The sequence below is a fragment of the Streptococcus jiangjianxini genome, assembly GCF_040225085.1.
Lineage (GTDB): Bacteria > Bacillota > Bacilli > Lactobacillales > Streptococcaceae > Streptococcus > Streptococcus jiangjianxini.
Map to the genome: position 1 here is coordinate 23,874 of NZ_JBEHGL010000019.1, position 23,065 is coordinate 46,938.

A 23,065-nucleotide genomic window follows, 5' to 3' on the forward strand; every position below is an offset into this window, starting at 1 on the left:
TTGATAATTGTTATCATCTATACCTCTTATTCAGCGTATAGTTTGTGGCAATCACAGAGAAGAAAATAATGTTATAAACTTGTAAGGCTAGTAAAGAATTTATTAGTCTTACGAGTTTATTTATGCTAAATCTTGTCTAAAAAATCACAAGGAGAATGTTATGTCATTTGATTTTAATTCAAAAACTTATTTGGGAAAAGTTGACGCTTGGTGGCGTGCGGCCAACTATCTATCAGCTGCGCAAATGTATTTAAAAGATAATTCACTATTAAAACGTGACGTTGTAGCCGAAGATTTAAAAGCTCATCCGATTGGCCACTGGGGAACAGTACCAGGTCAAAACTTTATCTATGCTCATTTGAATCGTGCGATTAATAAATACGATGCAGATATCTTCTATATTGAAGGTCCTGGTCATGGTGGCCAGGTGATGGTTTCTAACTCATATCTTGATGGATCATATACTGAGTTAAATCCTGAAATTACGCAAACAGAAGAAGGTTTTACTAAACTATGTAAAATCTTCTCATTTCCAGGAGGTATTGCGTCTCATGCTGCACCAGAAACACCAGGCTCAATTCATGAAGGAGGGGAGCTAGGTTACGCCTTGTCTCATGCAACAGGTGCCGTTTTAGATAATCCTGATGTGATTGCTGCAACTGTTATTGGTGATGGGGAAGCTGAGACTGGTCCTTTAATGGCAGGTTGGCTATCGAACACCTTCATCAATCCTGTCTCTGATGGTGCTGTTTTGCCAATTCTTTATCTCAATGGTGGCAAGATCCATAACCCAACGATCTTAGAGCGCAAAACAGATGATGAGCTAAGCCAGTTCTTCACAGGACTTGGTTGGCAACCTATTTTTGCCGATATCACAGCAGTAAGTTCAGATTTTGAAAAATCACACGCCTTGTTCGCTGAAAAATTAGATCAAGCGATCGAATCTATTCGCGATATTCAGACCAAGGCACGTAAAAAATCACCTGAAGAGGCTAGTCAACCGGCTTGGCCAGTGCTTGTGGCTCGTATTCCAAAAGGCTGGACGGGTCCAGAAAGCTGGGAAGGGACACCAATTGCGGGTGGTTGGCGTGCTCACCAAGTACCAATTCCAGTAGACTCACATCATATAGAACATGTAGATGCCCTTCTTGATTGGTTAAAAGCTTATCGTCCTGAAGAACTCTTTGATGAGGAAGGTCGTTTAGTTTCAGAAATTGCAGAGATTGCTCCAAAAGGTGATCGTCGCATGGGAATGAACCCAATTACTAATGCAGGTATTGTCAAGGCAGTTGATACTGCTAAATGGCAAAAACATGCCTTTGATATCGAGACACCAGGCGCTATTATGGCTCAAGATATGATTGAATTTGGTAAGTACGCCGCAGATTTGGTGGAAGCTAATCCGGATAATTTCCGTATCTTTGGTCCGGATGAAACGAAATCAAATCGTCTTCAAGAAGTCTTTAAGAAAACTAATCGCCAATGGCTCGGTCGCCGTGACGAAAGTTATGATGAGTGGATTTCACCTTATGGTCGTGTTATTGATTCACAACTGTCAGAACATCAGGCAGAAGGCTTTTTAGAAGGTTATGTTTTAACAGGTCGCCATGGTTTCTTTGCATCATATGAATCTTTCCTACGTGTAGTTGATACGATGATTACACAACATTTCAAATGGTTACGAAAATCAAAAACACATACCACTTGGCGTAAAAACTACCCACCACTTAACTTGATTGCCACATCAACTGTCTTCCAACAAGACCACAATGGGTACACCCATCAGGATCCTGGATTATTGACACATTTGGCTGAAAAAACACCTGAATTCATCCGCGAATATCTCCCAGCAGATACCAATAGCCTCTTAGCAGTGGCAGATAGAGCTTTCAAGGATGAGGATGTCATCAACCTGATTGTCACATCCAAACACCCACGACCTCAATTCTACTCAGCAGATGAAGCCGAAGAGTTGGTTGATAAAGGATATAAAGTGATTGATTGGGCATCCACTGTTTCAGCTGATGAGGAACCAGATATTGTCTTTGCAGCGGCAGGTACAGAGCCTAACCTCGAAGTTTTGGCAGGTATTTCGATCCTTCATAAGGCTTTTCCAGAATTGAAAATTCGTTTTGTTAACGTAGTAGATGTCTTGAAGCTTCGCCATCCAAGTGTCGACTCTCGAGGCCTTTCAGATGATGAGTTTAATAAAGTCTTTACAACTGATAAGCCAGTTATCTTTGGTTTCCATGGCTATGAAGGTATGATTCGTGATATCTTCTTCAAACGTCATAACCATAATCTCCGAGTTCATGGATACCGTGAAAATGGTGATATTACCACACCATTCGATATGCGTGTTATGTCAGAATTGGATCGCTACCATATTGCACAAGACGCAGCAGATGCAGTTTACGGCTCAAAAGCAGAAGAATTCAAAGATGAGATGGAAGCAAAAGTGACTTACCATAAAGGATACATTCGTGAGCATGGAGATGATATCCCAGAAGTTCAAGAATGGAAATGGGAGAATATTAATCGCTAATTCATTTAGTATAGACTTCTTATGAATAAGAGTCTGGGACAAAAGTCTATCAGTCATAAAAAAATCAGAGATTCACGTTTGATGTGAGTCTCTGATTTTAATTTCTTATCATTCTGGTATTGTACTTCAGTAGATTGTTAGCCATAAGAACCACACCGTAATTCTCACTTCTTGATTGTTTTCAAGTGTGAAATCACTGTGTGGTTTTATTTCGAAGCTAGTTTTTGTCCAGCCTCTTTGTCTTCAATCTGAGATTGAGAGTTGCTCTCAGTCTTTTATTTGTCTTGAAAAGAGTCGCTATATGGCTACAACAAATCGCTTTCAGTATGACGCTTAATATTGTGATAAAGGATTCAAATGGCTTCTGACTTAATAATCCAATAGAGTAATTTTTGGGGTGTGGTTGATAAAAAGATTCAAAGAATAATTGTTTTTCAAGTGAAATCACTGAGATGTTAAAAATAAATTATGGATTATGTAAAATAGTTGGCTTTAACGTGTTCTTCCTCCCTCCCACTTTTGAACACTTTCTTGTGTGATTCTTGGTCTTTTTTGAAGCGCTTCCAAATTTTATAATATAGACATAAATAACACATCACATATGGAAAGAGGTAGTCATTATGGATATACTCCTAGCTCCCCTTAATTGGTTTTCGCAAAATATTTTGCAAAACCCCGCATTTTTTGTAGGACTTTTAGTTCTTATTGGATATTTACTTTTGAAGAAACCTTTGCATGATGTCTTTGCAGGTTTTATTAAAGCGACAGTTGGTTATTTAATTTTGAACGTTGGTGCAGGCGGTTTGGTCAATACTTTCCGACCAATTCTGGTTGCCTTGGCTGAAAAATTCAAATTAGAAGCCGCAGTTATCGATCCTTATTTCGGTCTAGCAGCAGCTAATGCTAAGCTGGAAACCATGGGATTTATCAGTGTTGCGACTACAGCTTTGCTCATTGGATTTGGAATCAATATCCTCATGGTTGCTCTTCGTAAAGTGACAAAAATTAGAACACTCTTTATTACAGGGCATATTATGGTTCAACAAGCAGCGACCATTTCAGTATTCGTGTTATTACTGATACCTCAGTTTCAAAATGCTTTTGGAGCATGGGCAGTAGGAATTATATGTGGTCTTTACTGGGCGGTTAGTTCAAATATGACTGTTGAAGCAACACAACGATTGACAGGTGGAGGAGGCTTTGCCATTGGTCACCAACAACAATTTGCCATTTGGTTTGTTGACAAAGTTGCCCCATTTTTTGGTAAAAAAGAAGAAAATTTGGATAACTTAAAATTGCCAACTTTCTTGAATATTTTCCATGATACTGTTGTGGCTTCAGCTACATTGATGTTGGTCTTCTTTGGAGGAATTCTTGCCGTACTTGGCCCAGAAATTATGTCCAATGCAGAATTGATTGGTGCAGGGGCTTATGTTCCCGAAAAACAAGCTTTCTTCATGTATGTTCTTCAAACAGCTCTAACGTTCTCTGTCTACCTTTTCATTTTGATGCAAGGGGTTCGGATGTTTGTTGCTGAATTAACCAACGCCTTTCAAGGGATTTCAAGTAAATTGCTTCCTGGATCATTTCCAGCGGTTGATGTTGCAGCCTCTTACGGATTTGGGTCATCAAATGCTGTTTTATCAGGATTTGCTTTTGGTTTGATTGGGCAATTAATGACGATTGCATTGTTAGTTATCTTTAGAAACCCTATTTTAATTATTACAGGATTTGTTCCTGTGTTCTTCGATAATGCTGCTATCGCCGTTTACGCGGATAAACGTGGAGGCTGGAAAGCAGCAGTAGCTCTCTCATTTATCTCAGGTATATTACAAGTGGCTCTCGGTGCGGTAGCCGTAGGATTGCTTGGCTTGACAGGAGGGTATCACGGCAATATCGATTTAGTGCTTCCGTGGTTGCCAATTGGTTATCTCTTTAAATACCTTGGTGTGATTGGTTATGTAATCGCTTGTTTATTCTTCTTGATTATCCCGCAGCTTCAATATGCTAAAGCAAAAGATAAAGAGGCTTACTACCGTGGTGATGCTCAGGGTGAGTAATGATTAATAATATAATAATATTGTGACATTTGAAAGGAAAAAATAATGGTAAAAGTATTAACAGCGTGTGGAAATGGTATGGGGTCTTCAATGGTTATCAAAATGAAGGTCGAAAAAGCTCTTCGTGAATTAGGAGTTACTGATATTCAATCAGCCTCTTGTTCAGTTGGTGAAGCAAAAGGATTAGCTTCTGGTTATGATATTGTGGTCGCATCAAATCATCTCATTCATGAATTAGATGGAAGAACAAATGGAAAACTTGTCGGACTTGATAATCTTATGGATGACAATGAAATTAAAACAAAATTGAGCGAGATTCTATAAAAAGAGGAAGGGTTGGGCAACCAACCCTTATCCTATAAATGATTTGAGGAGAACAGATGAATTTACAACAATCTTTTAAAGAAAATAATTCCATTAGGCTGGGTTTGAATGCAGATAGCTGGCAAGAAGCTGTCAAACTAGCTGTTCAACCCCTTATTGATAGCGGTGCTGTCAGTTCTGAATATTATGATGCTATCATTGCCTCCACTGAGAAATATGGCCCCTATTATGTTTTGATGCCTGGGATGGCTATGCCCCATGCGGAAGCTGGTAATGGCGTTTTTAAAGACGCCTTTGCCCTGATTACTTTAACTAATCCTGTCGTTTTTTCTGATGGAAAAGAAGCATCTGTTTTTATTACGTTAGCGGCGACCGATCCTGCTATTCATACCACTGTGGCTATTCCACAAATTGTAGCTCTCTTTGAACTTGACAATGCTATTGACCGTTTATTGGCTTGTCAAACTCCAGAAGAAGTTTTACAACTAGTTGAAGCCTCAAAAGACAGTCCATATTTAGAAGGTCTGGATTTGGATAGTTAATAACCAAAAAAAAGAAATTTCCCAAGAATATAGAAAGGATAAGGCTTTTACGAAATATTTGGAGTGAAGGATTGATTAGCTTTAGAAGCTCCTCTAGATATTTTTCAAGTCTGGTAATTTAATAATGACAAAATCAATTCCAAATTTACAAGTTGCATTGGATCATTCAGATTTACAAGGAGCAATTAAGGCTGCAGTAGCGGTTGGGCATGAAGTTGATGTAATTGAGGCAGGGACAGTTTGTTTGCTGCAAGTTGGTAGTGAGTTAGTAGAAGTATTAAGGAGTTTATTCCCTGATAAAATAATTGTTGCTGATACTAAATGTGCTGACGCAGGAGGAACAGTTGCTAAAAATAATGCTAATCGCGGTGCAGACTGGATGACTTGTATTTGTTGTGCAACCATTCCAACTATGGAGGCGGCTTTAAAAGCTATTAAAGAAGTTCGTGGTGATCGCGGTGAAATCCAAATTGAACTATATGGTGATTGGACCTTTGAACAAGCTCAGCAGTGGCTTGATGCAGGTATCTCCCAAGCAATCTACCATCAATCACGTGACGCGCTTCTTGCTGGTGAAACTTGGGGTGAAAAAGATCTTAATAAAGTAAAAAAACTCATTGAGATGGGATTCAGAGTTTCTGTCACTGGGGGATTAAATATTGATACTTTGAAGTTGTTCCAAGGCGTTGATGTCTTTACTTTTATTGCTGGTCGAGGTATTACCGAAGCGGAAAATCCTGCAAAAGCAGCTCGTGATTTCAAAGAAGAAATCCGCCGTATTTGGGGGTGATTTGATGAACCGTCCGATTGGTATTTACGAAAAGGCTACACCAAAGGATTTTTCATGGAGAGAGCGGTTAAACTTTGCCGAAGAATTGGGTTTTGATTTTGTGGAGATGTCCATTGATGAGACTGATAGTCGATTGGCAAGGCTTGACTGGTCAAAAGAGGAACGTCTAGAGCTTGTTAAAGCCATTTTTGATACAGGTATTCGTATCCCCACCATCTGCTTTTCAGGTCACAGACGCTTTCCACTAGGCTCTAATGATCCTGATATTGAAACTAAATCTCTTGAATTGATGAAAAAATGTATTCATTTAGCTCAAGATTTAGGTGTTAGAACGATTCAGTTAGCAGGTTATGACGTCTATTATGAAGAAAAATCTTCTCAAACGCGAGAAAGATTTATAAAAAACCTCAGACGTGCTTGCGATTGGGCTGAAGCAGCACAGGTGATTTTAGCGATTGAAATCATGGATGATCCTTTTATTAATTCCATCGAAAAATACTTAGCCATTGAAAAAGAAATTGATTCTCCATACCTTTTTGTTTATCCAGATACAGGGAATGTTTCGGCTTGGCATAATGATTTATGGAGTGAATTTTACAATGGACATCGCTCTATTGCCGCCCTTCATCTAAAGGATACATACCCTGTCACTGAGAAATCAAATGGTCAATTCAGAGACGTTCCATTTGGTAAGGGATGTGTGGATTGGGAGGAAATGTTTGCGGTTATTAAGCGCATCAATTATAAGGGACCATTCTTGATTGAAATGTGGTCTGAAAATTGCGAGACGATTGATGAAACGAAGGCTGCTATCAGAGAGGCTCAAGATTTTCTATACCCACTAATGAAGAAAGCAGAGGTTATCTAATGCCAAAAAATTTACAAGAAATGAGAGAACGCGTCTGCCAAGCCAATAAATCGTTGCCAGAGTATGGTTTGGTAAAATTTACTTGGGGGAATGTCTCTGAAGTTTGTCGAGAAATTGGTCGGATTGTTATCAAACCGTCTGGAGTTGACTACGATCTCTTGACGCCAGAAAATATGGTGGTTACTGATTTAGATGGTAATGTGGTGGAGGGAGAGTTAAACCCATCTTCAGATTTACCCACCCATGTAGAACTTTATAAAGCTTGGCCAGAAGTTGAAGGCATTGTTCATACGCATTCAACGGAGGCAGTTGGTTGGGCTCAAGCTGGTCGTGATATTCCTTTTTATGGAACAACCCATGCCGATTATTTTTATGGTCCTGTTCCTTGTGCTCGCTCTTTGAGTCAAGAAGAGGTGGAATTAGCCTATGAAAAAGAGACTGGAACGGTCATCATTGAAGAATTTGAAAGACGTGGTTTAGACCCAGTGGCTGTTCCTGGTATTGTCGTTCGTAATCATGGACCATTCACTTGGGGGAAAGACCCAGCTCAAGCTGTCTATCATTCAGTAGTGTTAGAGGAAGTTGCGAAAATGAACCGCTTGACTGAGAGCATTAACCCACAAGTTGAAACTGCTCCTCAGTATATTTTGGACAAACACTATCTCAGAAAACATGGACCTAATGCTTATTACGGGCAGAAAGATGATAATCACTAATGCCATAAAAGTTTAAGGAGCAACTCATTGATTTGCTCCTATTTGTCTTTTATTGCTTTTTATAAAAGTTTATTTTATATTGTGGAATTTTTCTTAGAAAGCTAAATCCTAATTTTTGATGGGGTATAATTAAGTTCAAAAAGAAAGAGGTGGCCTTTTGTTATTGGATAAAAAGAGTTATGAGTTACTAGCATATCTGTTGGTATTGGACCAACATCAAACGATTAGTCACATTGCTGAGCAGCTTGAGCAGTCGCGTCGAAAAATTTATTACCATTTAGAAAAAATCAATGATTCATTACCTGGTGATGTTGCTCCAATTACTAGTATTCCTAGATTGGGGATTTTACTAAGTCCTGAACAAAAGACCGCCTGCCAAGAACTTTTACATCAAACGGATTCTTATTTCTATGTGATGAATGCCGATGAGCGCTTAATGTTGACTACCTTAACTATTGCAACTAGTCAAACTAGGATGACGATTGACCAATTAATCTCTATCTGTGAAGTATCCAGAAATACGGTACTAAGTGATTTAAATCAGTTGAGAAATAGATTAAGTGAAACAGGTTTAGGGATAAAATTATTGGTTACAAAAGCCAAGGGTTATCATTTTGAAGGGCACCCTCTTGCTTTTATACAATACTTTTACGGCGTTCTGTTATCTCTAGATCAGATGGCGTCGGATTATTTTTCGGCTATTGTGTTTGAGCGATTGAAGAATATAACTCAACCGCATCTCTTAGTATCTGATGCTCTTCACAAGTTTATTAGTGATTATTTTATGGAAGCTGAATTAAAGTTAGGTAAATCTTTGAATCAAAAAGAACGGCAATTCTTCGTTAACAGCCTTCCTTACCTTCTATTAGCTTATCGAAAGTTAGAGTGCCCAAAGAGTTTTAGAGAGCTATTATCACAAGAACTGGAGCCGGTTCGAAAACGCTTAGAATTCCGATTGGTACAAGAGTTAAATCTAGCTGTTCAAAGGCAATTTGACCTATCACTAGAAGATCTGGAAATCGATATTATCACGCTACTTCTGCTCTCATTTCGAAAGGATAAGGATTCCCATCTTGAAAGTAGCGATTATGCTAGTTTGAGGCAATCCTTGGTCACCTATCTCAATTATTTTCAAGAGCATTTTGGTAGCCAATTCGTCAATAGAGAGGATTTAGAAAATCAACTCTTAATGCATTGTAAGTCGCTGCTCTACCGCAAACGATATGGCATTCCTAGTTATAATCCTCTAACAGAGACGATTAAGGAAAAATACGAGCGACTCTATACCATGGTTGCTTCGACCATATACTTGTTAGAAGGGGAATGGCAAGTTAGTCTAAGCGACGGTGAAATTGCTTTTTTAGTGATCCACATAGGAGGAGCGATTCGACGGCATAATGATAACTATCATCAGAAAAAAGCAGTTATTGTCAGTGATGATGGGATTGCTATACAGAAATTTCTACTGAGTCGAACAAAACGTTTTGTTCCATCCTTGAAAATTGAAGCCGTTTTTACCACAGAACAATTTCAAAGTGTCGCTGATCTTCTCGAAATAAGCTTTATCATTACCACTCAGGATAGCTTAGAGACGGATCTTCCTATTGTTTTTGTTAATCCGCTAATGACCGATGATGACATCCTTAAACTGCTTAGAATTACTCAAGGTAATTATCAGCCGTGGGATACACAAGGTATTCAGGAAAAAATTAAGAGTTGTATTGAGCAATTTGCCCCTAATTGCAAGCAGACAGATCAATTCATTCAGTCGCTTGAAGAAGTTATTTATCAAGAATTGATTTCAGATTTAATTTCCTATGGAAAATAATAAATGTAAACTTAGGGCACAATAGCTAGTGCTCCTTTTAGAAGACAAAATCTGGTATAGTTGTGCCAGATTATTTTTGATAGAAAAATTGAAAAAGGTATCAATTGTTGGATAAAAGTCTAATTTTGAACACTTTTTTGTGTGCTTCTTGGTCTTTTTTGGCAAGCCTGATAGGCATATACTTAACTTATCAAGGAATTTAAATTGGAGGAAAGTTTATGCCAAATGTGAAAGATATTACCCGTGAATCATGGATTTTAGCAACATTCCCAGAATGGGGAACATGGTTAAATGAAGAGATTGAAGAAGAAGTTGTTGCAGAAGGTAACTTTGCTATGTGGTGGCTAGGCAATTGTGGTGTTTGGATAAAAACACCTGGTGGAGCCAATGTGGTCATGGACCTATGGGCAAATCGAGGAAAGGCCACTAAAAAGGTTAAAGATATGATTTGGGGGCATCAAATGGCTAATATGGCTGGGGTACGCAAATTACAACCGAATTTACGCGTGCAACCAATGGTTATTGATCCCTTTGCTATTAATGAGTTAGACTATTATTTGGTATCTCATGTTCACTCAGATCACATGGATATTTCTACATCCGCAGCTATTCTTAATAATCCGAAACTTGACCACGTAAAATTTGTAGGCCCAAGTGGTTGTGCTGATATTTGGAAAGGCTGGGGTGTTCCTGAAGAACGTATTCAGGTCATCAAACCTGGTGAAAGTTTTGAGTTTAAAGACATCAAAGTAACTGCAGTAGAATCCTTTGACAGAACTTGTTTGGTAACACTTCCTATTGAAGGCTACGAAGAAAACGGTAATAGTTTATCAGGACTTCCAGTCAGCGATGAACTTATGGCAAGTAAAGCTGTTAACTACATCTTTGAAACACCTGGTGGAACTATTTATCACGGTGCTGATTCACATTTTTCAAATTATTTTGCTAAACATGGTCGTGATTTTAATATTGACGTTGCGATTAATAATTATGGTGACAATCCAATCGGAATTCAAGATAAAATGACCTCTATTGATCTTCTTCGTATGGCGGAAAATCTTGGTGCTGAAGTTATTATTCCAGTTCACTACGATATTTGGTCAAACTTCATGGCTTCAACTGATGAAATCCTAGAACTTTGGAAAATGCGAAAAGAACGATTGCAATACAAGTTCCATCCTTTTATCTGGGAAGTCGGTGGAAAATACACTTATCCGCAAGATAAAGACCGTATAGAGTACCATCATCCACGTGGCTTTGATGATTACTTCTTAGAAGATTCAGATATTCAGTTTAAAGCCTTATTGTAAGCGATATGAAAGTCCGGTTCAGCGAATTGGGCTTTTATTATTGTTTTTTTATGCTATAATAATCCTAATATTTTGAAGATTTGGAGATTCTTATGAAAACACCTTTTATTTCTCGTCAAGAGTTGGATAAGATTACTGAACAATTCCCTACACCTTTCCATCTTTATGATGAGAAAGGAATTCGTGAAAAAGCGCGTGCCTTAAATAAGGCCTTTTCATGGAATAAGGGATTCAAAGAATATTTTGCGGTTAAGGCGACGCCGACACCAGCTATTCTAAAGATTTTACAAGAAGAAAATTGCGGTGTGGATTGTGCGACAGGTGTGGAACTTTTAATGAGCCATAAGTTGGGATTTAAAGATATCATGTTCTCCTCTAATAATACACCCGCTTCGGAGTATCAGTACGCCAAAGAAATTGGAGCAACTATCAACCTCGATGCTTATGAAATGATTGCTTTCGTTAAAGAAACAATTGGTCTACCAGAAACAGTGTCACTTCGCTATAATCCAGGTGGTGTTTTCGCTCTTGGGACAGCTATAATGGATAATCCTGAGGAGTCTAAATTCGGCATGACGCGTGAGCAACTCATCCAAGGTTTCAAGGATTTAAAAGCTGAAGGGGTCAAAGAGTTTGGGATTCATTCCTTCCTGGCTTCCAATACAGTTACTAATGACTATTATCCAGAGTTGGCACGTCAACTCTTTACCTTAGCTGTGGAAATCCGAGAAAAAGCAGGAGTTGAACTTAGTTTTATCAACTTATCTGGTGGTATTGGGGTTGACTATCATCCTGAAGACAAAGCTAATGACATTGCAGCTATTGGAGAGGGTGTTCGTAAGGTTTACGAAGAAGTGCTTACCCCAGCTGGGCTTGGGGGGATTAAGATTTTTACAGAACTAGGCCGCTTTATGCTGGCTCCCCATGGTCTCTTAGTCACAAAAGTTTTACACCGCAAGAAAACGTATCGTGATTACGTCGGTGTGGATGCATCAGCTGTCAATCTTTTACGTCCTGCAATGTATGGTTCTTATCATCACATTACGAATATCAGCAATCCTAATGGTGGCGTAGAAGTAGTAGATGTTGTTGGTTCACTCTGTGAGAATAATGATAAATTTGCCAAGCAGCGTGAGTTGCCTGAGGCGCGTGTAGGAGATACTTTGGTCATTCATGATACAGGCGCACATGGCTTTTCAATGGGCTATCAGTATAATGCCCGTCTTCGTTCGGCTGAAATTCTTTATCAAACAGACGGTAGTGCTCGTCTTATCCGTCGTGCAGAGACACCAGAGGATTATTTTGCGACTATTACAGGATTTGATTTTGACTAATAGTGTGTGAAGAGGTTGGACTAAGATCCAGCTCTTTTCATGTTAAGATAGCTTTTCTGTTCGGATTAAGAAAGCCATTAAAAGGAGAACTATTGTTCTTGTTAGTGTTAGCGGCAGTTCTTTGCTCATTATCTTAAGCAAGAACGCTGATAGTTGCAGCAGAATTAGCGCATGGTGCGTAAGGGAATTTCAGATGTTATATAAAGCCTGTTTACTCACTCAAAGGGAGTGACTAGGTATTGAAAACAACTTTGAGTGCTTTGATACACTAGCTTTGAAAGAAATCTGACAATGTCGGTGCTATTCAAGATGACATTTTGGGTGATTCTAACCTCTCGATTACAAAACAGTTTTGAATGTCATCATTCTCTTAGCTTTATCATGTTTTGGGGACCATTCATCAAAGTCATAATGATGGATATGACGCTTGTCTTCTTCAGCTTAGTTAGTTTGGTACTGATTTTTTGGATGTGGGCTAAAGGCTGTTTTTAGATAAAACATCGGAGTAGCTAACGTGTTGCTAGTTTTATTTGAGGCAGTTCTTAGGGCTTATTTTTAGGTATTTTCAAATTTGTAAAGCTGTGACTTTTCTGCTATAATAGGACGGTAAATAAGACTAGGAGAACTCAAAAAACATGTCAACAGCATTATGGATTTTAATCGTTGTATTAGCAGCAATGGCAGGTGTATTTGGTGGTATTTTCATTGCCCGTAAACAAATCGAAAAAGAAATCGGTCAATACCCACGTTTGACACCAGATGCTATTCGTGAAATGATGAGCCAAATGGGTCAAAAACCAAACGAAGCGAAAGTTCAACAAACTTACCGCAATATCGTTAAACAATCAAAAGCAGCCGCTGCTAAAAAGAAAAAATAAGATTAAGAGGGGTTGGGAGCAGAGTTCTCAACCCTTTTTAGAAAGAAGAGACTATGGATAATCGTCCTATTGGTTTTTTAGATTCAGGTGTCGGTGGCTTGACAGTTGTTAGGGAATTAATGCGGCAACTCCCTCATGAAGAAATTGTTTATATTGGTGATTCAGCTAGAGCACCCTATGGACCACGACCAGCTGACCAAATTCGAGAGTACACATGGCAACTGGTTAATTTTCTCTTGACCAAAAACGTTAAAATGATTGTATTTGCTTGTAATACTGCGACAGCAGTAGCTTGGGAAGAAATAAAAAAATCCCTTGACATTCCTGTACTAGGAGTGATTTTACCAGGGTCAAGTGCAGCGATTAAGGCAACCAAGGAAAAGAAGATTGGTGTTATTGCTACCCAAATGACAGTTCAATCCGACATCTATAAAAGCAAAGTACAACTGTTAGATCCTCAGGTTGAGGTGACCTCTTTGGCTTGTCCTAGGTTTGTGCCCTTAGTAGAATCCAATGAAACGACCTCGAGTGTGGCCAAAAAAGTTGTCTATGAGACCTTGGCTCCTTTGGTTGGAAAAGTTGATACCTTGATTTTGGGCTGTACTCATTATCCCTTGCTTCGCCCTATTATCCAAAACGTTATGGGACCTGAGGTTAAGTTAATCGATAGTGGTGCCGAGACGGTGCGTGATATTTCGGTTTTACTTAATTATTTTGAAATTAACCGTAACCGAGAAGCACAAGAAAAAAACGACCGTTTCTACACAACAGCTGGCGTTACTAGCTTCCAAGACATTGCCGAAAATTGGTTGGGCACCACCATTAGTGTTGAGCACGTGAGCTTAGAGGAGACTTTGAATGGCTGACAAGATTTATGAGTATAAAGATGAGAATGATTGGTTTATTGGAGATATGTCAGGACATAACTCGTTAAGCTATCTCGGAGATGAGCATAAAATAGACGATCCGTTATTTAACCTAAACCGACTTTTAGATGGGGTACTGGAGATAGATGTTTTGTCTGAAGAAGAATGGCGCCATCCTCGCGGTTATCGTGTGACAGTGGTTAAATTGACTTCTGAAATGAAGCTGATCAATTTTGTCCTTGATATGGTTAACGAGCAGTTTGGACGACGATTAGAAACACGCCAACATCAAGGGGCTATCCTGCTTCTAGAAGAAGATAGGTTACTGGCTGTCCATCTCCCTAAAGGTGGTGTTAATACTTCTGATTTCTTCGGTAAAAAGCAATCAACTTTCGGTGATAAATTGCTCATTGCCACCCATAATGAAGGCAAGGTCAAGGAATTCCGTAAGATGTTTGCTTCGCTCGGAATTGAAGTGGAAAGTCTAAACGACTATCCTGATTTACCAGAAGTTGAAGAAACGGGAATGACTTTTGAAGAAAATGCTCGACTCAAAGCAGAGACCATTTCTAAATTAACCGGTCGTATGGTTTTAGCCGATGATTCAGGCTTGAAGGTCGATGCCCTAGGTGGCTTACCTGGTGTCTGGTCGGCACGCTTCTCAGCACCAGAGCCAACGGATGACAAAAATAATGCCAAACTCTTGCATGAATTAGCTATGGTTTTTGAACAAAAAGATCGTAGCGCCCAATTTCATTCGACGCTAGTTGTGGCGGCACCAAATAAAGAAAGTCTAGTTGTCGCTGCTGATTGGCCAGGTTATATTGCCTATGAAGCAAAAGGTGAGGGTGGCTTTGGCTATGATCCGCTTTTTCTGGTTGGTGAAACAGGGCAAACAGCTGCTCAGCTCAGTCCAGAACAAAAGAATGACATTTCTCACCGAGGATTAGCAATGAAAAAACTAATGGAGGAATTTCCAGCATGGCAGAACTAACACTAATCGTCATGAGTGACTCTCATACCGACAAAGCTGTAGTTGAAAAGATAAAGGCTCATTATCAAGGAAAGGTTGACGCCATTTTCCACAATGGAGATTCTGAATTATCTGCAAATGATCCTGTATGGCAAGGGATCCATGTGGTTCGAGGAAATTGTGATTATGATTCAGACTATCAAGATGACAATATTGTCACCTTACCAGGATTGACTGTTGCTCAGACACATGGACATCTTTACCACATCAATTTTATGTGGAATCGTCTGGTCTATTTTGCCCAAGAAGCACAAGCCGATATTTGCTTGTATGGCCATTTACATCGTGCGGCAGCTTGGCAGGAAGAAGGAATTGTTTTTGTTAACCCAGGCTCTGTGCTACAACCCCGAGGTGACATAAATGAAAAACTCTACGCCTTGATCAAGGTCACTGATACTTCAATCAAGGTTGACTTCTTAGACCTCAATCACCAAGTTTACCCAAGTTTATCACAGGAATTTAGCAGATGATTGCCAAAGAATTTGAAGATTTTTTATTGAATTATACTGAGCACTATTTAATTCCTTCTAAAGACCTTGCTATCGTGGTGGATACCCATAATATGGATCATGTCTTGCTCTTAATAACGAGTAACGGTTATTCACGTATCCCAGTTATCTCAAAAGAGAAAATCTATTGTGGAACAGTGTCGATTTCTGATATTATGAACTATCAGGCTGAAAATAATTTAGCAGCTTGGGAGCTTTCTCAAACTGATGTCGCTGTGGCCGTTAATGATAAGGTGGAAACGATCTTGGCGGATGCCCCACTGACAGAAATCATGCACAAACTCGTGGATAATCCTTTCTTGCCAGTTTTGGACAGCGATAAGCATTTTATGGGGATTATCACGCGGAAATCTATTCTAAAGGCTGTCAATGCCTTATTACACGATTTTACTGAGGATTATGACATCACACCAAAAGAAAAATAGGATAACTAAGGAGATGATTACGTCCTTTTTAGCTGAGAAAAACATCTCAGACGCCTCTCAAAAATCCTACTCTTACGACTTGGAGCAGTTTAGGGATTTGGTAGAAGGACACATCAGTGACACTAGTCTTCTTTATTACCAAGAATTTTTAAAATCCTTAAAAGTCAGTGTCCAAAAGCGCAAACAATCATCGGTTAATCAATTGTTACGCTATCTCTACGAAGAAGGTCATGTAGACCATTACCACCGTTTAAAAAAGGTAAAAGCAGGTCTGACTACACCAAAGACCTCTCTCGAAAAGGTTGATTTGGATTTTTTAAATGAAGACAGTAAATGGTGGCAAGGACGATTAATTGCTTCATTTCTAGCACTTATGGGCTTGACTCTGAAAGAAATTGCGGAGATAAAAGGTGACAGGCTTGACGTTGACTTTAAGGTTTTGAAGGTCAAGAAAGATGATCAAATCAGGATTCTTCACCTGCCAAAAACTATCTTGCAACAACTACCACAAGTGTCTGAGGGGTCTTACCTCTTTGATAATAAAGGGAAAGCTTATTCTCGTCAGTGGTTTTTCTTACAGCTCAAGTCCTATTTAGATAGTCTTGATCTGAGTCACCTGACTGCTCAAAAATTGAGACAGCAGTATATTCTCAGTCAAATCGTTTTAGGAAAATCAGCGACAGAGATTGCTAAACAGTTGGGATTAAAATCCACTCAAACGCTCGAGAGATATTTCAAATAATGGATATAAAATTAAAAGATTTTGAAGGCCCCCTTGATTTACTTTTGCACTTGGTGTCAAAGTATGAGGTGGATATCTATGATGTGCCCTTGGTTGAGGTCATCGAACAGTATTTAGCCTATCTGGCAACTCTTCAAGTTATGAAGTTGGAAGTTGCTGGAGAATATATGGTAATGGCTAGTCAGCTCATGCTGATCAAAAGCCGTAAACTCTTACCAAAACTTGTGGAAGCAGTACCACTGGAAGAGGATCTTGAAATGGAACTCCTTTCGCAAATCGAAGAGTACAAACGTTTCAAAGCTATTTCACAGGAACTGGATCAACAACATCAAGAGCGTGCCAAACTATTTTCAAAGCCTAAGACAGAAATTGTTTCAGAGGATGTGACCTTAAAAGAGGATAAGACGACATTAGATCTCTATTTAGCTTTTTCAAAAATCATGGCCCAAAGGCAGGTCGCCTTTAACCAAGAGCATACGACCATCGCAGCAGATGATTACCGTATTGAGGACATGATGGTATTTGTTGAGGATCAGCTGGAGTTTGGTCAACCTAAGTCGATGCAAGTATTGTTTCAAAAAGTGGAGAGCACAGAGCAGATGATCACCATCTTTTTGGCTATTTTAGAGTTGGTCAAACGTCAAACACTAAGAGTTGAGCAAGTGCAGAATTTTTCAGATATTACCTTAAGAAGGGAGGCGACATGACAACCTTATCGCAAATCGAAGCGCTTCTCTTCGTGGCTGGAGAAGAAGGCTTATCAATCCGTCAATTAGCAGAATTACTGGAACTACCACCCTCAGGCTTACAACAGTCTATGGACAAATTAGTAGAGAAGTATCAACAAGACAAGGACTCTGCTCTAAGCGTTTTAGAATCTGCCAATACCTATAAATTAGTCACCAAAGATGACTACGCAGAACTTTTGAAGTCATATGCTCATACTCCAGTCAATCAAAGTCTGTCTCGCGCAAGCCTTGAAACCTTATCTATTATTGCCTATAAGCAACCGATTACACGGATTGAAGTTGATGGGATTCGCGGGGTAAATTCAAGTGGAGCTATTAGTAAGCTGCAAGCATTCGGATTGGTTCAGGAAATTGGAAAGAAGGAAGTTCTTGGCCGGCCTAACCTTTACGCGACTACGGATTATTTTTTAGATTACATGGGGATCAATAGCTTAGACGAGTTGGTTGATGTGTCAGCTATTGACATCAAGGAAGAAGAGGTCGCATTATTTGCGGAAGTTCCCTCTCTAGAAGAATAAGGAAACAAGATGATGAGAATTAACAAATACATTGCCCACGCAGGTGTGGCAAGTCGTCGTAAGGCAGAAGAATTGATTAAAAAGGGTCTCGTAACCATCAATGGAGAGAAAGTGACCGAGTTGGCGACAACCGTCAAGTCAGGTGATGTTGTTGAAGTTGAAGGTAGCCCTATTTATAACGAAGAAAAAGTTTATTATCTGTTAAATAAGCCCCGAGGGGTGATTTCCAGTGTGTCGGACGAAAAAGGACGTCAAACAGTTGTGGATTTACTGCCACAAGTTAAGGAACGGATCTATCCTGTTGGTCGCTTGGACTGGGACACTTCTGGGCTTCTTCTTTTGACAAATGATGGTGATTTTACTGATAAAATGATCCATCCTCGTAATGAAATTGACAAGGTCTACGTGGCACGTGTGAAGGGTCTTGCAACTAAAGAAAATCTTCGACCACTGACACGTGGTGTTGTTATTGATGGTAAGAAAACGAAGCCTGCTCGTTACAATATCATTAAAGTTGAAGTAGATAAAAATCGTTCCGTTGTTGAATTGGTCATCCATGAGGGACGCAATCACCAGGTTAAGAAGATGTTTGAAGCTGTCGGTTTACTCGTTGATAAATTATCACGCACTCAGTTTGGTACCCTTGATTTGACAGGACTTCGTCCAGGAGAATCTCGTCGTCTTAACAAGAAAGAAGTCAGCCAGCTTCATAATTTGGCGGTTAACAAAACCAGATGAGAAAAGCATTAATAGCAATTGTTCGCTTTTATCAAAGATACCTTTCTCCCATATCATCAGGAACCTGTCGTTTTCGACCTACCTGCTCCCAGTATATGATTGAAGCCATTGATAAACATGGCTTTAAAGGAATGCTAATGGGAATAGCCAGAATTATGCGTTGCCATCCTTGGTCAAAAACGGGGTTTGATCCCGTTCCTGACCATTTTTCGCTTAAAAGACATAGCAAAAACGATTCACAAAAGTGAACCGTTTTTTCATTATGTGGCTTTAAGCCCAGTCTCGCTCCGATAGGTGCGAGACAAATAAACCACCCGTTAGATGGGTGGTCATGATTAGTATTAATATTTGGACCAGGTGCGTTTTAGGAAAAGTAAGAGCATAGGGTAGATTTCCAGACGACCAGCAATCATGGCAAAACTCATGAGCAGTTTTGAGAAGGGACTGAAGATGTCAAAAGTTTCAGCCGTTCCCAACATCGGTCCGATATTATTAAAGGTAGAAGCAGCTGCGCTAATAACTACCATAAAATCTTTTTGATGGTCGATGCTTAAACAAAAGACCAGACAAAGAAACATGATAACATAGATGGCTAAGTATTTTAGAACACTATGCTGTGTTTCCTTATCGATAACATTTTCTCCGATATGAAGAGACATTACGCGACGAGGATAAAGTGTCCTTAAAACTTCGTTTTTGACAACCTTAGAAATGATAAGTGCTCTTATAACTTTAAAACCACCGGCTGTGGAGCCAGCAGATCCGCCTAAAAACATCAATAAGAGAAGCATAAATTGCGCAAATAATGGCCAAACCGTTAAATCTGTAATCCCAAAACCGGTCGTTGTGATGATATTGGTTACCTGGAAGAAAGAGAAGCGAATAGTCTCATCTAAGCTAGTATATAGGTGGCTGATGTTTAAGCTGATCATTATTGTCGCTACGAGAATGATTCCCAGATATAGACGTAATTCAGTATCTTTAAAGAAAAGCTTGAACTTTCGCATCAATATCAAATAGTATAAGTTGAAATTAATGCCAAAAAGCGTGACACCAAAAGAAATGACATAGGTGATAAGTGGACTCTTATAGTGAGCGATAGAATCGTTGTAGACACCGAATCCACCAGTACCAGCACCTCCCATAGCTGTTATGATGCTGTCAAAAAATGGCATGCCACAAAGCCATAAAATGAGAGTAAAGATCAGGAACATTCCCATGTAGATGAAGTATAGGATTTGAGCGGTGTTTTTTAGCTTTGCAACCACTTTTCCAAAGACAGGCCCAGGAACTTCAGCTCTCATAACTTCATGGTGACCATTTTTGCTATTGCTCATAATAGCAAGTGCAAAAACCAGTACCCCCATACCTCCGATCAGATGAGCGAAACTTCTCCAGAAAAGGAGAGAATGCGATAAGACAGAAACATCGGGCAGAATAGTAGCTCCAGTGGTCGTAAAGCCTGAGCTGACTTCGAAAAAGGCATCGATAAGACTTGGAATTTGACCTGAAAACACGAAGGGAAGAGCACCAAAGAAGGACCAAAGGACCCAACAGAGTGCGACGATCAGCATGCCTTCTTTAGTGTAAATGTGGTGGTTTTTCGGTTTTCGCAAACTGCCTAGGCCCCCAAGGACTAGGAGCAGCCCAATTGTATAGAGGATACTGAATTTAATAGTCCAATCTTCTTGATAGATGAAGGATACCAAAAGAGGAACTAGGAGCAGCCCTGCCTCAATGATAAGGAGTTTTGATAATAAAAAACGAACCATTGCTCTATTCATGACGGGACCTCTCCATCAAATCATAGATTTTTGTAATGTTTTTAAGCAGGGTAATGATAACGATTTTATCTCCGACTTCAAGAATGTCTTCACCAGTGGGGTAGATCGTTCTGCCTTTACGGATAATAGCAGCAATCAGGACATTATCTTTAAGTTTGATATTGGAGAGTTGTTGCCCAGCCATTTTGTTCTTCTCGCGAATTTCAAACTGAAGCGTTTCGATACGGCCATTGGCCACGTGATGCATGGCATCCAAATTAGAATCTTGAGCATTGTCACGTCCACGGACAAAGTGCATGACGGTATCAGCAGCGATACTTTTTGGAGTAATAATACTAGAAGAGACAAAATTATGGTCGATAATTTCGAGGAGACTTGTACGATTGACCTTGGTAATGTTTTTTGGCACACCGACTTTTTCCAAGAAAAGAGAAGCAATGATATTTTCTTCATCAACACCTGTCAAGGTAGCTACGGCATCATAACTGGCAGCACTTTCTTCTAAGAGGACATCCTTGGCAGTTCCGTCACCAACAACAATGTTCAGATGGGGGAACTCTTGGCTAAGCCATTGCGCGTGTTTTTCATCCCGTTCAATAACTTTTAAATTAATTTTGTTATTGCGAAGTAACGAGAGTAGGTAGTAGGCAATGCGTCCTGCACCAATAATCATCATATTTTTGATGAGTTTGTGCTTAACAAAGTTGTGGAAAAGAACCATTTCAACACGACTACCTGTTACAAAAATACGGTCCTTAGGAAGGATGGTGTCGTTACCATCAGGAATGAGGATAGTACCTTGTCTTTGAACAGCGCAGATAACGATATTTCCAAATTTTCTACGGAATTCTGATAGTGACATATGGCTTAGCACGCTTTGGTCGGATACCGAAAATTCCATAAGCATGACGCGTCCATTGACAAAGTGTTCGACAGATTTAGCATTTGGAAAGTCGATACTATTAGCGATGTAGCGAGCTGTCAAAAGTTCAGGATTAATCACTAGTGAAAATCCTAAGAAATTGCGTTCCTTAAAGTAAGCGTTGGAGTATTCTGGGTTACGGACACGGACAATGGTATCTTTAGCTCCCATTTGCTTAGCAAGAACTGCTGAAATCATATTGACTTCATCTTTGTCGGTCATTGCAATGAAAATATCACAATCTTGAATATCAGCTTGTTCTAGAATCTTATGGTTGGCGCCGTTTCCAAGAAGTCCAATGATATCGTAGCGTTTAGTGAGATGTTTTAAGACACTTTCTTTTTGTTCAATCAATACGACATCGTGATTTTCTTCGACGAGTGATCGGCAAAGCGCAGCTCCGACCTTACCACCGCCGACTAGAATTATTTGCATGATTTTCCTCCATAAATAATTACATCCTATCATACTCCTTTTTTGTCAGAAATGCATCACACTGAAGGATAATTTTATGAAGAAATTTAAGAGAAAATAGTTGACACTAGTGATGAAAGTGTTATACTTACTATTAAGCTATTCGTTGGTTTAAATCAAACCTGTTATGATTTAAGGTAACGAGTCAACACGAACCACGCTATCTGCTGAGCTTGACTCCGGGTAGCGTGGTTATTTTTATGGGCAAAATCAAGGAGATGAAGCTATGATAGAAAATAATTATGAGAAACAATCAACTGGTCGTAATCACATCGTGCTTTTTCAGCCGCAAATCCCACAAAATACTGGGAATATTGCGAGAACCTGTGCAGCGACTAATAGTCCCTTACATATTATTAAACCAATGGGATTTCCTATTGATGATAAAAAAATGAAACGTGCTGGTCTGGATTATTGGGATAAATTGGATATTTATTATTATGACTCTTTGGAAGAGTTTATGGAAAGCGTTGATGGACCAGTTTTTTTGATTTCTAAGTTTGCAGATAAAACCTATTCTGATGTGGATTATAATCAGCAGCTAGATCAATACTTTATGTTTGGACGCGAAGATACTGGTCTACCGGAAATGTTTATGCGAAAAAATGCAGAGAAGGCTCTTAGGATTCCAATGAATGATGAACACGTTAGAAGTTTAAATGTTTCTAATGCTGTTTGCATGGTTGTATATGAAGCATTGCGGCAGCAACAGTTTCGAGGTTTAGAAAGGGTGCACCTTTACAAAAATGATAAATTAAAATAAGGAAAATTTTAGTAAAAAAGGTAGAAAATTAAAGAAACGTTTGCTATACTTATTTCAAAATGTTTTAGCTTAGGAGATTAAATCATGAAAAAGAAGATGTATAAGGCTAAAAAGCAGTGGGTTGTTGCTGGTGTTGCCACTGCTAGTCTTTTGCTTGCCCCAGGTGTTTTAGCAGAGGAGGCTGTACCAGCTAATGAGGAAGTTGTTGGCGAAATAACAAGTGGTTCTGAGAATGTTACACCACAGCCAACTAATGGTACAAAGACCACGTCTATGATGGCTGATTCCTCATCGGGAGAAACTAGTCGTGATTTGAGAGATGAATTTATCGGCTGCAGAGAATGTTA

At 39.4% G+C, this 23,065-nt stretch carries 24 protein-coding genes; 22 read left to right on the forward strand and 2 right to left on the reverse strand.

From position 1 onward, the window contains the following. Positions 1 to 160 precede the first annotated feature (160 nt). The 20 genes from ABP870_RS08425 to yidD all read left to right on the forward strand — a co-directional run bounded on the left by ABP870_RS08425 (position 161) and on the right by yidD (position 19,023). Positions 161 to 2,545 carry a phosphoketolase family protein gene (locus ABP870_RS08425; RefSeq protein WP_350015003.1) on the forward strand — a complete coding sequence of 795 codons (2,385 nt, stop codon included), beginning with the start codon at positions 161 to 163 and terminating at the stop codon, positions 2,543 to 2,545. A gap of 620 nt (positions 2,546 to 3,165) precedes the next feature. Then, positions 3,166 to 4,605, forward strand: a complete 1,440-nt coding sequence (locus tag ABP870_RS08430; RefSeq protein WP_350015004.1) for a PTS sugar transporter subunit IIC — start codon at positions 3,166 to 3,168, stop codon at positions 4,603 to 4,605. A 45-nt stretch (positions 4,606 to 4,650) separates the two neighbouring features. Then, the gene (locus tag ABP870_RS08435) at positions 4,651 to 4,929 is read left to right on the forward strand and encodes a PTS sugar transporter subunit IIB (RefSeq protein WP_018379977.1); all 279 of its coding nucleotides are present in this window, start codon (positions 4,651 to 4,653) and stop codon (positions 4,927 to 4,929) included. 56 nt (positions 4,930 to 4,985) lie between these two features. Next, a complete protein-coding gene (locus ABP870_RS08440; RefSeq protein WP_018379976.1) occupies positions 4,986 to 5,471 on the forward strand; it encodes a PTS sugar transporter subunit IIA in 486 nt (161 codons plus the stop codon). A 124-nt stretch (positions 5,472 to 5,595) separates the two neighbouring features. Further along, a complete protein-coding gene (locus ABP870_RS08445; RefSeq protein ID WP_350015005.1) occupies positions 5,596 to 6,261 on the forward strand; it encodes a 3-keto-L-gulonate-6-phosphate decarboxylase UlaD in 666 nt (221 codons plus the stop codon). A gap of 4 nt (positions 6,262 to 6,265) precedes the next feature. Continuing rightward, positions 6,266 to 7,129, forward strand: a complete 864-nt coding sequence (locus ABP870_RS08450) for an L-ribulose-5-phosphate 3-epimerase (RefSeq protein ID WP_350015022.1) — start codon at positions 6,266 to 6,268, stop codon at positions 7,127 to 7,129. Then, on the forward strand, positions 7,129 to 7,845 hold the full coding sequence (locus tag ABP870_RS08455) for an L-ribulose-5-phosphate 4-epimerase (protein WP_350015006.1): 717 nt from the start codon (positions 7,129 to 7,131) through the stop codon (positions 7,843 to 7,845). Before ABP870_RS08450 ends, ABP870_RS08455 begins: the two co-directional genes overlap by 1 nt. 157 nt (positions 7,846 to 8,002) lie before the next feature. Beyond that, positions 8,003 to 9,673, forward strand: coding sequence for a BglG family transcription antiterminator (locus tag ABP870_RS08460; protein WP_350015007.1), 1,671 nt, complete (start codon positions 8,003 to 8,005; stop codon positions 9,671 to 9,673). A gap of 218 nt (positions 9,674 to 9,891) precedes the next feature. Next, complete coding sequence (gene ulaG, locus ABP870_RS08465; protein WP_350015008.1) at positions 9,892 to 10,983, forward strand: L-ascorbate 6-phosphate lactonase; 1,092 nt, start codon at positions 9,892 to 9,894, stop codon at positions 10,981 to 10,983. Positions 10,984 to 11,075: 92 nt separating this feature from the next. Beyond that, complete coding sequence (locus ABP870_RS08470) at positions 11,076 to 12,317, forward strand: diaminopimelate decarboxylase (protein WP_350015009.1); 1,242 nt, start codon at positions 11,076 to 11,078, stop codon at positions 12,315 to 12,317. Between the two features lie 635 nt (positions 12,318 to 12,952). After that, positions 12,953 to 13,195 carry a YneF family protein gene (locus tag ABP870_RS08475; protein ID WP_062710171.1) on the forward strand — a complete coding sequence of 81 codons (243 nt, stop codon included), beginning with the start codon at positions 12,953 to 12,955 and terminating at the stop codon, positions 13,193 to 13,195. Positions 13,196 to 13,248: 53 nt separating this feature from the next. After that, complete coding sequence (gene racE / locus ABP870_RS08480; RefSeq protein ID WP_350015010.1) at positions 13,249 to 14,061, forward strand: glutamate racemase; 813 nt, start codon at positions 13,249 to 13,251, stop codon at positions 14,059 to 14,061. Next, positions 14,054 to 15,055, forward strand: a complete 1,002-nt coding sequence (locus ABP870_RS08485) for a nucleoside-triphosphate diphosphatase (RefSeq protein ID WP_350015011.1) — start codon at positions 14,054 to 14,056, stop codon at positions 15,053 to 15,055. Before racE ends, ABP870_RS08485 begins: the two co-directional genes overlap by 8 nt. Further along, complete coding sequence (locus ABP870_RS08490; protein ID WP_350015012.1) at positions 15,043 to 15,564, forward strand: metallophosphoesterase; 522 nt, start codon at positions 15,043 to 15,045, stop codon at positions 15,562 to 15,564. The genes ABP870_RS08485 and ABP870_RS08490 overlap by 13 nt, the downstream gene beginning before the upstream one ends. Then, on the forward strand, positions 15,561 to 16,028 hold the full coding sequence (gene cbpB, locus ABP870_RS08495) for a cyclic-di-AMP-binding protein CbpB (protein WP_350015013.1): 468 nt from the start codon (positions 15,561 to 15,563) through the stop codon (positions 16,026 to 16,028). The genes ABP870_RS08490 and cbpB overlap by 4 nt, the downstream gene beginning before the upstream one ends. Before the next feature lie 13 nt (positions 16,029 to 16,041). After that, positions 16,042 to 16,770 (forward strand): site-specific tyrosine recombinase XerD, encoded by a 729-nt coding sequence (gene xerD, locus ABP870_RS08500; protein ID WP_350015014.1) that lies wholly within the window; start codon positions 16,042 to 16,044, stop codon positions 16,768 to 16,770. Further along, on the forward strand, positions 16,770 to 17,477 hold the full coding sequence (locus ABP870_RS08505; protein ID WP_350015015.1) for a segregation/condensation protein A: 708 nt from the start codon (positions 16,770 to 16,772) through the stop codon (positions 17,475 to 17,477). The genes xerD and ABP870_RS08505 overlap by 1 nt, the downstream gene beginning before the upstream one ends. Continuing rightward, on the forward strand, positions 17,474 to 18,037 hold the full coding sequence (gene scpB / locus ABP870_RS08510) for an SMC-Scp complex subunit ScpB (protein ID WP_350015016.1): 564 nt from the start codon (positions 17,474 to 17,476) through the stop codon (positions 18,035 to 18,037). The genes ABP870_RS08505 and scpB overlap by 4 nt, the downstream gene beginning before the upstream one ends. 12 nt (positions 18,038 to 18,049) lie before the next feature. Continuing rightward, positions 18,050 to 18,775 (forward strand): pseudouridine synthase, encoded by a 726-nt coding sequence (locus ABP870_RS08515; protein ID WP_350015023.1) that lies wholly within the window; start codon positions 18,050 to 18,052, stop codon positions 18,773 to 18,775. Beyond that, a complete protein-coding gene (yidD, locus tag ABP870_RS08520) occupies positions 18,772 to 19,023 on the forward strand; it encodes a membrane protein insertion efficiency factor YidD (RefSeq protein WP_350015017.1) in 252 nt (83 codons plus the stop codon). Before ABP870_RS08515 ends, yidD begins: the two co-directional genes overlap by 4 nt. Before the next feature lie 93 nt (positions 19,024 to 19,116). On the opposite strand, the gene ABP870_RS08525 is transcribed toward yidD, so the two are convergent. Together ABP870_RS08525 and trkA are read right to left on the reverse strand one after the other, a co-directional pair. Beyond that, complete coding sequence (locus ABP870_RS08525) at positions 19,117 to 20,559, reverse strand: TrkH family potassium uptake protein (protein WP_350015018.1); 1,443 nt, start codon at positions 20,557 to 20,559, stop codon at positions 19,117 to 19,119. Then, on the reverse strand, positions 20,552 to 21,916 hold the full coding sequence (gene trkA, locus ABP870_RS08530; protein WP_350015019.1) for a Trk system potassium transporter TrkA: 1,365 nt from the start codon (positions 21,914 to 21,916) through the stop codon (positions 20,552 to 20,554). The genes ABP870_RS08525 and trkA overlap by 8 nt, the downstream gene beginning before the upstream one ends. Positions 21,917 to 22,181: 265 nt before the next feature. Here trkA and trmL point away from each other — a divergent pair, with 265 nt between their 5' ends. Both trmL and ABP870_RS08540 read left to right on the forward strand, forming a co-directional pair. Beyond that, positions 22,182 to 22,718 (forward strand): tRNA (uridine(34)/cytosine(34)/5-carboxymethylaminomethyluridine(34)-2'-O)-methyltransferase TrmL, encoded by a 537-nt coding sequence (gene trmL, locus ABP870_RS08535; protein WP_350015020.1) that lies wholly within the window; start codon positions 22,182 to 22,184, stop codon positions 22,716 to 22,718. An 84-nt stretch (positions 22,719 to 22,802) separates the two neighbouring features. Then, the coding region (locus ABP870_RS08540) for a KxYKxGKxW signal peptide domain-containing protein (protein WP_350015021.1) at positions 22,803 to 23,065 on the forward strand (263 nt) is incomplete at its 3' end.

Bases quoted from the DNA above. Each gene is read 5' to 3' on its own strand.
- ABP870_RS08425 (WP_350015003.1), top strand. From the start codon at position 161: ATGTCATTTGATTTTAATTCAAAAACTTATTTGGGAAAAGTTGACGCT.
- ABP870_RS08430 (WP_350015004.1), top strand. From the start codon at position 3,166: ATGGATATACTCCTAGCTCCCCTTAATTGGTTTTCGCAAAATATTTTG.
- ABP870_RS08435 (WP_018379977.1), top strand. From the start codon at position 4,651: ATGGTAAAAGTATTAACAGCGTGTGGAAATGGTATGGGGTCTTCAATG.
- ABP870_RS08440 (WP_018379976.1), top strand. From the start codon at position 4,986: ATGAATTTACAACAATCTTTTAAAGAAAATAATTCCATTAGGCTGGGT.
- ABP870_RS08445 (WP_350015005.1), top strand. From the start codon at position 5,596: ATGACAAAATCAATTCCAAATTTACAAGTTGCATTGGATCATTCAGAT.
- ABP870_RS08450 (WP_350015022.1), top strand. From the start codon at position 6,266: ATGAACCGTCCGATTGGTATTTACGAAAAGGCTACACCAAAGGATTTT.
- ABP870_RS08455 (WP_350015006.1), top strand. From the start codon at position 7,129: ATGCCAAAAAATTTACAAGAAATGAGAGAACGCGTCTGCCAAGCCAAT.
- ulaG (WP_350015008.1), top strand. From the start codon at position 9,892: ATGCCAAATGTGAAAGATATTACCCGTGAATCATGGATTTTAGCAACA.
- ABP870_RS08470 (WP_350015009.1), top strand. From the start codon at position 11,076: ATGAAAACACCTTTTATTTCTCGTCAAGAGTTGGATAAGATTACTGAA.
- ABP870_RS08475 (WP_062710171.1), top strand. From the start codon at position 12,953: ATGTCAACAGCATTATGGATTTTAATCGTTGTATTAGCAGCAATGGCA.
- racE (WP_350015010.1), top strand. From the start codon at position 13,249: ATGGATAATCGTCCTATTGGTTTTTTAGATTCAGGTGTCGGTGGCTTG.
- ABP870_RS08485 (WP_350015011.1), top strand. From the start codon at position 14,054: ATGGCTGACAAGATTTATGAGTATAAAGATGAGAATGATTGGTTTATT.
- ABP870_RS08490 (WP_350015012.1), top strand. From the start codon at position 15,043: ATGGCAGAACTAACACTAATCGTCATGAGTGACTCTCATACCGACAAA.
- cbpB (WP_350015013.1), top strand. From the start codon at position 15,561: ATGATTGCCAAAGAATTTGAAGATTTTTTATTGAATTATACTGAGCAC.
- xerD (WP_350015014.1), top strand. From the start codon at position 16,042: ATGATTACGTCCTTTTTAGCTGAGAAAAACATCTCAGACGCCTCTCAA.
- ABP870_RS08505 (WP_350015015.1), top strand. From the start codon at position 16,770: ATGGATATAAAATTAAAAGATTTTGAAGGCCCCCTTGATTTACTTTTG.
- scpB (WP_350015016.1), top strand. From the start codon at position 17,474: ATGACAACCTTATCGCAAATCGAAGCGCTTCTCTTCGTGGCTGGAGAA.
- ABP870_RS08515 (WP_350015023.1), top strand. From the start codon at position 18,050: ATGAGAATTAACAAATACATTGCCCACGCAGGTGTGGCAAGTCGTCGT.
- yidD (WP_350015017.1), top strand. From the start codon at position 18,772: ATGAGAAAAGCATTAATAGCAATTGTTCGCTTTTATCAAAGATACCTT.
- ABP870_RS08525 (WP_350015018.1), bottom strand. From the start codon at position 20,559: ATGAATAGAGCAATGGTTCGTTTTTTATTATCAAAACTCCTTATCATT.
- trkA (WP_350015019.1), bottom strand. From the start codon at position 21,916: ATGCAAATAATTCTAGTCGGCGGTGGTAAGGTCGGAGCTGCGCTTTGC.
- trmL (WP_350015020.1), top strand. From the start codon at position 22,182: ATGATAGAAAATAATTATGAGAAACAATCAACTGGTCGTAATCACATC.